The sequence below is a fragment of the Klebsiella sp. 2680 genome (assembly GCF_900198535.1).
GTDB classification, from domain to species: domain Bacteria; phylum Pseudomonadota; class Gammaproteobacteria; order Enterobacterales; family Enterobacteriaceae; genus Klebsiella; species Klebsiella indica.
The window spans coordinates 140,691-151,847 of record NZ_FZNJ01000006.1 but is presented as its reverse complement, the minus strand read 5'-3'; the positions used below and the strand labels follow the sequence as shown (position 1 = coordinate 151,847).

Below are 11,157 nucleotides of genomic sequence, written 5' to 3'. Positions count from 1 at the left end.
CAATGAAAAGCATTCGCTACAGCATCTCTTTGGCTGCTCTTTTTGTGATCTACTATTTACTGCCACTCAATTTCCGTTTGCTGTGGCAGCCGGATGAAACCCGCTATGCGGAGATTAGTCGCGAAATGCTGGCGAGCGGCGACTGGCTGGTGCCACATTTCCTTGGGTTGCGTTATTTTGAAAAGCCGATTGCCGGATACTGGGTTAACAGTATCAGCCAGTGGCTGTTCGGTCATAACAACTTTGCGGTGCGGTTCGGGGCGGTCTTCTCCATCTCCGCCACCGCCCTGCTGGTGGCCTGGCTGGCGTGGCGGCTCTTTCGCGATAAACGCCTCGCGATCCTGTCACCGGTCATATTCCTGACCGCGCTGCTGGTCTACGGTATCGGCACCTATGCGGTGCTGGATCCGATGATCACCATGTGGATGGCGCTGGCGATGTGCAGTTTCTGGGGAGCGGCGCAGGCGCAAAGCCACCGCGGCAAAATCCTCGGCTACGTCTTGCTGGGTGTTGCCTGCGGTATGGGAGTCATGACCAAAGGCTTCCTCGCGCTGGCGGTGCCGGTCATCGGGGTGTTGCCATGGGTGATGGCGGGCAAACGCTGGCGCGAAGTGCTGACGTATGGCTGGCTGGCGGTAGGGGTTTGCGTGCTGATCGTCCTGCCGTGGGGGCTGGCTATCGCCAGGCGTGAGCCGGACTTCTGGCGCTACTTCTTCTGGGTTGAGCATATCCAGCGTTTTGCCGAAAAAGACGCCCAGCATAAAGCGCCGTTCTGGTACTACATTCCGTTTCTGCTTGCCGGTAGCCTGCCGTGGCTGGCGCTGTTGCCGGGGGCGTTGAAGCGCGGCTGGACCGAACGCGAGGCATCGCGCGGGGCGCTCTATTTGTTGGGATGGGTGGTGATGCCGTTTCTGTTCTTCAGCATTGCTAAGGGTAAACTCCCGACCTACATCCTGCCATGTTTCGCGCCATTATCGATTCTGATGGCGCGTTATGCGCTGGATGCCGCGAAATCCGGGGCAAGGGTGTTGAAAATCAACGGCATGATCAACCTTGCCTTCGGCCTGATGGGGCTGGTCGCCGTACTGGTGGTCTCGCCATGGGGCTTTATGCACAGGTCGCTATGGCGCCATATTGAGCTGTATAAGTGCCTGCTGGCGGCGCTGATATTCGTCTTCTGGGCGCTGATGGGCTGGCTGGCGATAAAAGACACTGCCCGGCGCTGGACGCTCGCCGCCTGCTGCCCGCTGGCGCTGGCGTTGTTGATGGGTTTCGCTATTCCCGATCGGATTATCGACAGTAAGCAGCCGCAGTTTATGGCGGATATCGTCAGAGACTCGCTGACGCCAAGCCGTTATGTGCTGAGCAACAACGTGGGGATAGCCGCGGGTTTAGCGTGGGAGCTAAAGCGTAGCGATATCATCCTGTATGACAAGCAGGGTGAGCTGCAGTACGGGCTGGCCTGGCCGGATGCGCAGGGCCGCTATGTGAGCCAGCGTGACTTTACCCGCTGGCTGGCCGCGCATCGCCAGCAGGGGCCCGTTTCGCTGGTTCTGCTGATGGATAAAGGGGAGAGTATGGGCGATTTACCGCTACCGAAACCGGACAACTTTTATGTGCTGGGGCGGATGGTGTTTATCCAGTACCTGCCGCAATGAGCGTCTGGATCTGTCTGGTTTTCGCCAGCCTGCTGAGCTGCGCCGGACAACTGTGCCAGAAACAGGCAACCCGCCCGTCTAAATCCGGGCGGCGCGGGCATCATATTTTCGGCTGGCTGGGGTTAGCGCTGCTCTCTCTGGGCGGCAGCATGCTGTTATGGCTGAGTGTGTTGCAGTCGATCCCGGTCAGCATTGCCTACCCCATGCTGAGCCTCAATTTTGTCTGGGTGACGTTTGCCGCATGGGGGATCTGGCACGAGCCGGTCGCGCGGCGCCACTGGTTTGGCGTGGGGCTGATCGTCATCGGGATCGTTATTCTGGGGAGCGGCGTCTGATGGGGTTAATCTGGGCGTTATTCAGCGTCGGTCTGGCGAGCGGCGCGCAGCTACTGCTGCGTAGCGCGATGATCGAGCTACCTCCGCTGACGGATTTACTCACCTTCCTCAGTCACCTGCTGCATCTGCGGGCGGGCGCTTTTAGCCTGTTGCTCGGCCTTATGGGATATCTGTTGTCAATGGTGTGCTGGTACTTTTCCCTGCAACAATTGCCGCTGGCCAAAGCCTACGCGTTGCTAAGCCTGAGCTACATTCTGGTATGGGCCGCCGCGATCTGGCTCCCCGGCTGGCATGAGCCTTTCCACTGGCAATCACTGCTGGGCGTGTTGTTGATTGTCGCCGGGGTGCTGACTATTTTCTGGCCAGTGAAACGGCGGGATTAACCCGGCAATCGACTTTTTGGGCGTCCCGGTCCGAGTAATATTGCCAGCTTACTCCCCCCTTTGGTCGTTTCCATCCAGATTTTACATACGCTGGTCAATGGCACCGAAAGCAGCATACCGACTGGACCAAGCAACCAGCCCCAGATCAGCAAGGACAGAAAAACCACCAGCGTAGACATGCCCAGGCGGTGGCCCATCATGCGTGGTTCCAGAATATTACCGATAATCATATGCACCACCAGGAAAAGCGCGCCGACCAACATACATTCATAAAAACCATTAAACAGTAGCGCCTGAATCATCGGGGGAACGGCGGAAATCACTGAACCAATATTGGGTACATAGTTGAGCAGAAAAGCCAGTACGCCCCACATCAGCGCAAACTGTATCCCCATTATTACCAGCCCCAGCCAGACAATGACCCCGGTCCACAGGCTAAGTAATGTTTTTAGCGCCAGATAGTGCGAGACGCCTTTTAAGGCACGGTGGAGACCGGCGATGTGGATCTGGGGGTTACTGAGTGCAAAACGCAGTTTATAAGGGACATGACGGACTTCAAAGAGCATGAAGATAACGGTCATGACCAGCAAAACGACGCTGGCCATAGCGCCTGACAGCCCGCTCATTAGCGTGGTCGTTAACGTCATCACTTTGTCGGAATCAATGCGTTGTAATATTCGCTCCGGAGATATGTGAATATGCAAAAATGGCAGAATCTCTTGCAGCCGCAGGAGCTTGACCGTTAGTTCCTGATTGTACTTCGGCAACATTGCGACGAATTCGTTAATGGAGGCCGCCAGCACGCCAATTAGCGCAGTAAGAACAATGAGCATCACTGCGACCACAATAGTGATGGCCACCGGACGTCGGATGCCACGGCGAATAAACCAGGTTACCAGCGGGTTGAGGACAATGGCGAAGAAAAGCGCCAGTAATAGTTGTACGATGATATCCGCTGCGGCATGAATACCGGCGAGAATAACGACCAGCGATGCCAGTTTGAGCAGAATATGCATGCCTGTTTTATCGGGCTGAGGGGTTGCCATTCACTGTTCCTTTTTGATGATATTCATTAAGTGTAGTGGCTGACTTGTCGCCGGACACAGCCTAATCTTGCTGCTGATTTTCAGCATGCAACATGGTAGAAACGAAACATTGTTGTAAAAATCTGGTGGAACCCGATGCCTGAAACCGTCGCCGAACCGGCGCTCAATGGATTGCGTCTCAATCTGCGGATTGTCTCTGTTGTGATCTTTAACTTTGCCAGCTACCTGACTATTGGCCTGCCGTTGGCGGTGTTGCCGGGTTATGTTCATGATGTGATGGGCTTTAGCGCATTCTGGGCCGGGCTGGTGATCAGCCTCCAGTATTTCGCGACGCTACTTAGCCGTCCCCATGCCGGGCGCTACGCCGACCTGCTGGGGCCGAAAAGCATCGTCGTCTTTGGTCTGTGCGGCTGTTTTTTGAGTGGTCTGTGCTATCTGTTAGCGGTTTTTAGCCATGGCTGGCCCATCGTTAGCCTGCTGTTGCTCTGTCTTGGACGCGTCATTCTTGGTATCGGGCAGAGCTTTGCGGGGACGGGCTCAACGCTATGGGGGGTTGGGGTTGTTGGCTCGTTGCATATTGGGCGCGTTATCTCCTGGAACGGGATTGTGACCTACGGGGCGATGGCGATGGGCGCGCCGCTCGGCGTGCTCTGTTACACCCTTATTGGGCTGCACGGTCTGGCGTGTACGATTATGGCTGTGGCGTTGGTGGCGGTGCTGTGTGCATTACCGAGAGCGGCAGTGAAGGCGAGCAAGGGCAAAGCGATGTCGTTTCGCGCGGTACTGGGGCGCGTCTGGCTCTACGGAATGGCGCTGGCCCTGGCGTCGGCCGGTTTTGGCGTTATCGCCACGTTTATTACCCTGTTTTATGATGCAAAAGGCTGGAGTGGCGCGGCCTTTGCCTTGACGCTGTTTAGCTGCGCCTTTGTCGGCACGCGTCTGCTGTTCCCGAACGGGATTAATCGTCTCGGCGGGCTGAATGTGGCGATGATCTGTTTTGTCGTCGAGATTATCGGGCTGCTGTTAGTCGGATTTGCCGGTACGCCGCTGATGGCGAAAATCGGCACACTGTTTGCCGGCGCCGGGTTCTCATTGGTGTTCCCGGCGCTTGGCGTGGTGGCGGTGAAAGCCGTACCGCAGCAGAATCAGGGGTCAGCGCTGGCAACTTATACGGTATTTATGGATCTTTCGCTGGGAATGACCGGTCCGCTTGCCGGGCTGCTGATGGCGTGGACGGGAATTTCATCGATCTATCTCGCGACAGCAGGGCTGGTGGCGGTGGCGCTGCTGCTGGGGTGGTGGTTAAAAAGACGGCCCCCGGTCAGGGAACCGGAGGCTGCGGGGTCAGGCCAGTGATTACTGAATGACGATAGTGTTAATGATATTTTCCGCTGCGGTCTGCGCCTGCTGCTGGTTGTCTGCGGGCAGCGTGACCTGAAGGGTCAGCAGCTTGTTATCCACTTTACCAAGAATGACGGAAGACCAGGCGGTCTGCCCTTTGGCAGAGATAATGCTGTCCAGCTGTTGCAGGGTGTGGCCTTTAATCTCAATGGATTTATTGGTTACAACCTGCAACTGCGGGTCGCGGCTGCGCTGCTGCTCTTCCAGACGCTGGGCCATCACGCCCAGGTCTTCAGGGGTGTTGTCGCCGACAATCACAATCACCGCTTTCTGGCCTGTGGCATCCGAATAGACGTGCATATTGTTAGCCTGGGTGCCCAGCTTGCCGCTCTGATCGGTCATACCGGCTGGCAGGGAGAAACTCAGTTTGCCATCCAGTAAGCTAATGGGTTGCCCGCTGGCGTTGCTTTCCGCGGCAGCGCCGGTAGTGGCTGTTTTTGTATCGCTGTTATCACAGGCCGCAAGCCCCATAACCAGCAGGCCAATACCGACATATTTAACCAAATTGCGCATTGACATCTTCCTTTCGATAAACGGCCATTAACGGCTCATTCGCTTATCTTATCACATCGTTCCGCCAGTACTCTTAACCTGGCTGCAATGCGGATAAATCAGATTTATCTGCCAGCTTTTTCAATAACATATTCAACAACATGCCATACATTGGCAAGAAGAATACAATGCTAATCAGTACCTTGAAGCAATAATCGACGATAGCGATTTCTCCCCAGTGCGCCGCCATAAACGGGTCCGGGCTGCGCCAGAAGGCGATAAAGAAAAAGGCCAGGGTGTCGCTGATGTTGCCGAAGAGAGTGGACGCCGTTGGCGCCAGCCACCAGCGACGATTCTGGCGCAGGCGATTAAAGACGTGGACATCGAGGATTTGCCCCAGCGCGTAAGCCATAAAGCTGGCGGCAGCGATACGGGCGACAAACAGGTTGAAGTGGGTTAATGCCGCAAAACCCTGCCACTCGCCCATATAAAACAGTGCCGAGACGACGTAGGAGATCATCAGCGCCGGAATCATTACCGCGAGGATAATCCGTCGCGCCAGCGGCGCGCCGAAAATCCGCACCGTCAGATCGGTGGCGAGAAAAATAAACGGAAAGCTGAACGCACCCCAGGTGGTATGAAAACCAAAAATAGAGATCGGTAGCTGTACCAGATAGTTACTGGAGGTTATTACCAGCAAATGGAAGAGCGAAAGCCAGACCAGCGCTTTTTTACGCTGAAGAGATGTAAACGGATTCATATTGTGACCTTTTTATGCCCGTTATACTTCAGGCTGCAGATGCGTTAGCTTTGTTACTCGGCTCATCCATGAGCCTCGCCCTTACGGGCCGTCGCTTCACTGCGTCGTCGCTTGTCTGCAACTCGAATTATTCAGGGACAGAGAGTTGGGGTGAGGGAACCCAATAAAACGGCTGCATAATACTGCGTTGTGTGCGTAATGCAATGGTTGTTTTTCGCGCAATCGTTAACCTGGCTTGCGAACTGGCGAACCAGGGGTAAACTAGGGCCGTTTTGTTAATGTGAGATAAAAATGAGCGAACTTTTCTCCAGCCCCGACCATACTCTTGATGCGCAGGGGCTTCGTTGCCCGGAGCCGGTGATGATGGTGCGTAAAACCGTGCGCACGATGCCGGTGGGCGAAACGTTGCTGATCGTGGCTGACGATCCGGCGACTACCCGCGATATTCCGGGTTTCTGCCGCTTTATGGAACATGAGCTGCTGGCGCAGGAAACCGAAGCGCTGCCGTACCTCTATCTGATTCGTAAAAGCCACTGAGCCCGTTCAGACTTCTCCGGGGCGGTGCTGCGCGCCTGGCCGCAGCGATGTGCCGCTTGTCGCCCGGTCAGCGTTAGCGCCGCCGGGGGCTTGCCGCTGACTGCTTACGCAGTAGCCGCAGGGCGTTGGCGGTGACCAGCACCGTTGCCCCGGTATCCGCCAGCACCGCCAGCCACAGGCCGGTCAGGCCGAGCAGGGTGGTGACCAGGAAAATCCCCTTCAGACCTAACGCGATGGCGATATTCTGCCGGATATTGGCGTGGGTGGCGCGCGCCAGGGAGATCATCTGCGCCAGCCCGGTCAGACGGTTATGGGTCAGTGCCGCATCGGCGGTCTCCAGAGCAACGTCGCTACCGCTGCCCATAGCAATACCAATGGTCGCGGCTTTCATGGCTGGCGCATCGTTGATACCGTCGCCGACCATCGCCAGCGGGGCTTGTGCGTTAAGCGCCGTCACCGCCTGTACTTTATCCTCAGGCAGCAGACCGGCGCGAAATTCCAGTCCCAGTTCGCTGGCGATAGCTGCCGCCGCGCGCGGGTTATCGCCGGTAAGAATTACGCCCTGAACGCCCAGTTGATGCAGTTCATCTACCGCCTGGCGGGCGTCGTCGCGCAGCGTATCGCGTAGCGCCAGAATTCCCAGCAGCATCTCATCGCGCAGTACCAGCACCACGGTTTGCCCGGCCTTCTCCAGTTGCTGGATACGCTCCTCGTACTGTGGGGCGGTATTTTTGCTGGCGGCGCAAATCAGCACCCGCCGTCCCTCGACTTGCGCCTCAATACCGGAACCGGCCAGCGCGCGCTGGCCGCTGGCCGACGGGAGGGTTAGCTGACGCCGTTCCGCTTCGCGTACGACGGCCTGAGCCAGCGGATGGCTGGCGCCCTGTTCGACGGCGGCCGCCAGCGCCAGTAGATCGTTTTCACCCATATCCGCGACGGTAATCGCGGCGGTTACGCGCGGCTGGCCGATAGTCAGCGTACCGGTTTTATCAAACGCGACCTGTCGTACGCGGCCGAGCTGCTCCAGCGCTGCGCCGCCTTTAATCAGCGCACCGTGGCGTGCCGCTACCGCCAGTCCGGAGGTGATCGCCGCCGGGGTGGAGATCACCAGCGCGCATGGACAGCCAATCAGCAGCAGGGTCAAGCCTTTGTAGATCCACGGCAGCCAAACGCCGGCAAACAGTAGCGGTGGAATAACGGCAACCAACAGGGCGACAACCATAATCACTGGCGTATAGATTCGGCTAAAGCGATCGATAAAACGCTCAATTGGCGCGCGGCGTTCTTCCGCTTCTTCAATCAGCTTAAGGATGCGATCGATGGCGCTGTCGCCCGGTTCGGAAATAACCGCCAACTGTACCAGACGATCGACGCTGGTAGCGCCAGCCGCGACGCGTTCACCGGCGTTACGTTCTACCGGCACGGATTCGCCGGTCAGGGCGCTCTCATCAAAGCTGGCGAAGGGCGACAGCAACTGACCATCGGCAGGCAGACGCCCGCCAGCGGCCACTTCAATCACGTCGCCGGGGCGCAGCTCGTGCTGGGCCACGGTTTCGCGCACGCCGTTGCGAATGCGAATAGCGGTATCGGGTTTCAGCGCCATCAATGCGCTGACCCCCTGACGCGCGCGACTGGCGGCCCAGCCCTCAAGGCGTTCGCCAATTAAGAACAGCAGCAGCACCATCGCCGCTTCGGCGGTCGCCCCGATAAACAGCGCGCCAATGGCGGCGACGCTCATCAGGGTTTCAATCGCGAACCAGCTACCGCTTTTGATCAGGCGTATTGCCTGTCGGGCGACCGGCCACAGGCCAACAAGGGTGGTGGCCACGAATGCCAGCTTGCCGAAGGGATGGTTGAACTGCTCCAGCCCCCAGCTTAACGCCATCATGAGGATCAGGGTGATGAGCGCCAGATTATCCCGTCGTCGGGTGGCCTGGCTCCCTTGCTGAGCGGTGTTTTCATCATGCAGTTCGTAACCCGCGGCGCGCACGGCGCTTTCGACCTGTGCACGCACATCGCCATCAGCATTGACCAGCAGTTTTTCGGTGGTAAACAGCACCTGCACCTGGCTGACGCCCGGTACCTGGCGAACGGCGTTTTCTACCTTGCGGGCGCAGGCGGCGCAATCCATCCCTTCGATCAGCCAGCGATAGCGTGCGCCACTCAGGATGTTAGTTTCGATGGCGGTTTCGGCGGAGCACGCGTGGTCAGAGCAGCAGCCTTCTGGGGCCTGTGCCACAGGTGTAAATTTTAATGAGGAGAATTGTGGGACTTTTTTATCCTGCGATTCCGATGCCGACATGAGACCCTCCGGGTAATGATAATTTTCTCATTACCCGGAGGATACACTCTGGAGTCGACTCCAGAGTCAAGCGCTTAATTACAAATAAAGCGCCCGGACGATCAGGAAGTGCCCGGCGAAGTAAAATGCCGAAGAGATAGCGTTGTCAGCGCGGAAGCGACGACGATAATGGCTGATCAACCAGACTGCGTTACCGAGCAGCAGGAATGCTGCGCCAACGAAACCTGACAGCGCGGTATCCGTCGGCCGGGCAAACCACAGTTCACCGGCCAGCCAGACCATCACCAGCGTCATACCAATAAAGGTAAATACCGGAATCCGCATCTCTTCCAGCCGGGTCCAGATAATCGCCAGCAGCAGAGCGCCGAGGATCAGCAGCACCAGCGGCAGCGGCCAGAAGAAAGACAGCGTTAGCTGGCTGGCAAACCAAATGGTGTAGAGCAGATGCGAGAGAAAGAATGCTCCCACGGCGTACATCACCCGCTGACGAGGCAGCAGGGTCAGCGCATCACCGACCAGTGAGGCGCAAAGTCCCGCCAGCACCAGGTAGCTGATGGCGTTAAACATCGGCGCTTGCCAGGCCAGTAACAGAAGCAGGATCAGCGTGACGGGTTTAAACACCCAGCGACGCCAGGCGGGGCCACGATAAGATGCATCGACGTAAAGCCATGCGGAGAAACAGACAGCAATAAATGACCAAAGCATAGTAAGTCCCTGTATCTGTTACCATTAGGTAAATGATTGTGCTGACGGTACTGCATCTCAGTGTAGTGGTTTGCAGTGGAAGATGACAATGTTAATCAAGCCACTGTACTCTTATTCCTGATAATTCCAGGGGGCAAGGTGAATGACTAAAATTCCGCTTTTTTTTATTGTTGCTGTTGCCATCATCGCGATCGCGGCATCGTATCGCTATGTGCAGCAGCGTCGGGAAAAGATGGAGAATGATGCCGCGCCGCTGCTACAAAAACAGGTGGTAGTGAGCAATAAGCGGGAGAAGGTGATTAACGATCGTCGTTCACGCCAGCAGACGGTGACGCCTGCAGGGAGTGAAATGCGTTATGAGGCCAGCTTCAGGCCGCAAAGCGGTGGGCTGGAAATGGCGTTTCGTCTGCAGGCGGCGCAATATCATGCGCTCAACGTTGGCGATAAGGGCGTGCTCAGTTACAAAGGTTCGCGGTTTATCCGTTTTACGCCGGATCCCTGAACCCTTTGCCCGGTCTTATTTTTTCTTCATGGTCGCTTTGAGCTTCTTTTGCCAGGCGACCAGTTCAAATACGCCGAAGATGAAAATCCGAATTTGCTCAAAGCGCCCCAGCGGCGGCATCTCTTTTGTCTGCGTCGCCTTCAGCAGCGTCAACTGCAGGCCGTGCATCAGAATCATAAAGATCAGCGCCACGTTAACGAAGATATTCAGCGGTTTCGGGAACGGTTGAAACAAGTTCAGCAATAAAAACGCCCACACGCACAGCATCAGCAAGCGGCCAAAATTAATCAGCATGGTTTTCTCCTTGTGCCTCACGTTGGTAGAGGCGGTAGGCGACCTGTCCGGCCACTTTTTCACGGTGCAGATGCCAGCCCGCCGGCACTGGCGGTAAACCGTTTTCGACTTCACTCTCAATGTAGATGAGCGCTTCATCGCTAAGCCATGCGTTGTTTTCCAGCAGTTTCAGCGTCTCTTCAAGCAGCCCTTTGCGGAACGGGGGATCGACAAACACGATATGGTGCGGCGTGCCCGCCTGCGCGAGAAACGCCAGGGTGTTGGTATTAACGACCTTGCCGTTGCCAGCCTTTAGCGTCGCCAGATTTTTTTGCAGTTGCTGCGCGACGCCGCGTTCCATTTCCAGTAGCGTGGCGCTGGCCGCATAGCGGGAAAGGGCTTCAAGGCCCAACGCACCGCTGCCAGCGAAACAGTCCAGGCAGTTAGCGTCGACGATTGACGGCGCCAGCCAGTTAAATAGCGTTTCGCGGACCCGGTCAGTGGTCGGGCGCAGACCCGGGCTCTCCGGCACCGGTAATTTACGGCCTCGCCATTGCCCGCCGATAATGCGGATCTGACCGCTGCCTGCGTGGTTTGCTTTCTTCATCTCTTTGCTCAAGTCTCAACTTCCGGCCTGCTATTCTAGCGATCGATGGCAGTTGACGAAACCTTAATCCAGGGGCGGTGATGCGAGTTAAGTTAAGTGGTAGACTATCCGACTAATTTCATCATTTTTCAGCTTCCGCTATCAACAGGCCGAAGC

At 56.8% G+C, this 11,157-nt stretch carries 13 protein-coding genes; 6 read left to right on the top strand and 7 right to left on the bottom strand.

The features are described 5' to 3' along the window. Positions 1 to 2 precede the first annotated feature (2 nt). Genes arnT through arnF form a run of 3 tightly spaced genes read left to right on the top strand, consistent with a single transcriptional unit; the run spans position 3 to position 2,376 of the window. Positions 3 to 1,658, top strand: coding sequence for a lipid IV(A) 4-amino-4-deoxy-L-arabinosyltransferase (arnT, locus tag FN037_RS21355; protein WP_142503163.1), 1,656 nt, complete (start codon positions 3 to 5; stop codon positions 1,656 to 1,658). Continuing rightward, a complete protein-coding gene (gene arnE / locus FN037_RS21350; RefSeq protein WP_138359406.1) occupies positions 1,655 to 1,993 on the top strand; it encodes a 4-amino-4-deoxy-L-arabinose-phosphoundecaprenol flippase subunit ArnE in 339 nt (112 codons plus the stop codon). The genes arnT and arnE overlap by 4 nt, the downstream gene beginning before the upstream one ends. Continuing rightward, positions 1,993 to 2,376 (top strand): 4-amino-4-deoxy-L-arabinose-phosphoundecaprenol flippase subunit ArnF, encoded by a 384-nt coding sequence (gene arnF / locus FN037_RS21345; RefSeq protein ID WP_142503114.1) that lies wholly within the window; start codon positions 1,993 to 1,995, stop codon positions 2,374 to 2,376. Before arnE ends, arnF begins: the two co-directional genes overlap by 1 nt. On the opposite strand, the gene FN037_RS21340 is transcribed toward arnF, so the two are convergent. Beyond that, positions 2,373 to 3,422 carry an AI-2E family transporter gene (locus FN037_RS21340; RefSeq protein WP_142503113.1) on the bottom strand — a complete coding sequence of 350 codons (1,050 nt, stop codon included), beginning with the start codon at positions 3,420 to 3,422 and terminating at the stop codon, positions 2,373 to 2,375. The genes arnF and FN037_RS21340 overlap by 4 nt on opposite strands. Positions 3,423 to 3,557: 135 nt before the next feature. Here FN037_RS21340 and FN037_RS21335 point away from each other — a divergent pair, with 135 nt between their 5' ends. Further along, complete coding sequence (locus FN037_RS21335) at positions 3,558 to 4,778, top strand: MFS transporter (RefSeq protein ID WP_138359372.1); 1,221 nt, start codon at positions 3,558 to 3,560, stop codon at positions 4,776 to 4,778. On the opposite strand, the gene FN037_RS21330 is transcribed toward FN037_RS21335, so the two are convergent. Next, positions 4,779 to 5,336, bottom strand: a complete 558-nt coding sequence (locus FN037_RS21330) for a DcrB family lipoprotein (protein ID WP_138359370.1) — start codon at positions 5,334 to 5,336, stop codon at positions 4,779 to 4,781. Between the two features lie 73 nt (positions 5,337 to 5,409). Next, on the bottom strand, positions 5,410 to 6,075 hold the full coding sequence (locus FN037_RS21325; protein WP_138359368.1) for a 7-cyano-7-deazaguanine/7-aminomethyl-7-deazaguanine transporter: 666 nt from the start codon (positions 6,073 to 6,075) through the stop codon (positions 5,410 to 5,412). Positions 6,076 to 6,366: 291 nt separating this feature from the next. Between FN037_RS21325 and tusA the strand changes: the two genes are divergently transcribed. Then, positions 6,367 to 6,612: a sulfurtransferase TusA gene (gene tusA / locus FN037_RS21320; protein ID WP_142503112.1), complete on the top strand. Its 246-nt coding sequence runs from the start codon at positions 6,367 to 6,369 to the stop codon at positions 6,610 to 6,612. A gap of 73 nt (positions 6,613 to 6,685) precedes the next feature. On the opposite strand, the gene zntA is transcribed toward tusA, so the two are convergent. Both zntA and FN037_RS21310 read right to left on the bottom strand, forming a co-directional pair. Next, entirely contained in the window at positions 6,686 to 8,914 is a 2,229-nt protein-coding gene (zntA, locus tag FN037_RS21315; RefSeq protein ID WP_142503111.1) for a Zn(II)/Cd(II)/Pb(II) translocating P-type ATPase ZntA, read from the bottom strand. A 78-nt stretch (positions 8,915 to 8,992) separates the two neighbouring features. Then, positions 8,993 to 9,619, bottom strand: a complete 627-nt coding sequence (locus FN037_RS21310; protein WP_138359364.1) for a lysoplasmalogenase — start codon at positions 9,617 to 9,619, stop codon at positions 8,993 to 8,995. Positions 9,620 to 9,770: 151 nt separating this feature from the next. On the opposite strand from FN037_RS21310, the gene FN037_RS21305 reads away from it, so the two are divergent. Beyond that, entirely contained in the window at positions 9,771 to 10,121 is a 351-nt protein-coding gene (locus FN037_RS21305) for a DUF2500 domain-containing protein (protein WP_171034818.1), read from the top strand. A 15-nt stretch (positions 10,122 to 10,136) separates the two neighbouring features. On the opposite strand, the gene FN037_RS21300 is transcribed toward FN037_RS21305, so the two are convergent. Then, positions 10,137 to 10,415, bottom strand: coding sequence for a DUF1145 family protein (locus FN037_RS21300; protein WP_138359360.1), 279 nt, complete (start codon positions 10,413 to 10,415; stop codon positions 10,137 to 10,139). Next, a complete protein-coding gene (rsmD, locus tag FN037_RS21295; RefSeq protein WP_142503110.1) occupies positions 10,405 to 11,001 on the bottom strand; it encodes a 16S rRNA (guanine(966)-N(2))-methyltransferase in 597 nt (198 codons plus the stop codon). The genes FN037_RS21300 and rsmD overlap by 11 nt, the downstream gene beginning before the upstream one ends. Positions 11,002 to 11,157 lie beyond the last annotated feature (156 nt).

Excerpts from the sequence above, each read along its gene's own strand:
- tusA (WP_142503112.1), top strand. The coding sequence starts at position 6,367 with ATGAGCGAACTTTTCTCCAGCCCCGACCATACTCTTGATGCGCAGGGG.
- FN037_RS21330 (WP_138359370.1), bottom strand. The coding sequence starts at position 5,336 with ATGCGCAATTTGGTTAAATATGTCGGTATTGGCCTGCTGGTTATGGGG.
- arnE (WP_138359406.1), top strand. The coding sequence starts at position 1,655 with ATGAGCGTCTGGATCTGTCTGGTTTTCGCCAGCCTGCTGAGCTGCGCC.
- arnT (WP_142503163.1), top strand. The coding sequence starts at position 3 with ATGAAAAGCATTCGCTACAGCATCTCTTTGGCTGCTCTTTTTGTGATC.
- zntA (WP_142503111.1), bottom strand. The coding sequence starts at position 8,914 with ATGTCGGCATCGGAATCGCAGGATAAAAAAGTCCCACAATTCTCCTCA.
- FN037_RS21325 (WP_138359368.1), bottom strand. The coding sequence starts at position 6,075 with ATGAATCCGTTTACATCTCTTCAGCGTAAAAAAGCGCTGGTCTGGCTT.
- FN037_RS21335 (WP_138359372.1), top strand. The coding sequence starts at position 3,558 with ATGCCTGAAACCGTCGCCGAACCGGCGCTCAATGGATTGCGTCTCAAT.
- FN037_RS21340 (WP_142503113.1), bottom strand. The coding sequence starts at position 3,422 with ATGGCAACCCCTCAGCCCGATAAAACAGGCATGCATATTCTGCTCAAA.
- rsmD (WP_142503110.1), bottom strand. The coding sequence starts at position 11,001 with ATGAAGAAAGCAAACCACGCAGGCAGCGGTCAGATCCGCATTATCGGC.
- FN037_RS21310 (WP_138359364.1), bottom strand. The coding sequence starts at position 9,619 with ATGCTTTGGTCATTTATTGCTGTCTGTTTCTCCGCATGGCTTTACGTC.
- arnF (WP_142503114.1), top strand. The coding sequence starts at position 1,993 with ATGGGGTTAATCTGGGCGTTATTCAGCGTCGGTCTGGCGAGCGGCGCG.
- FN037_RS21300 (WP_138359360.1), bottom strand. The coding sequence starts at position 10,415 with ATGCTGATTAATTTTGGCCGCTTGCTGATGCTGTGCGTGTGGGCGTTT.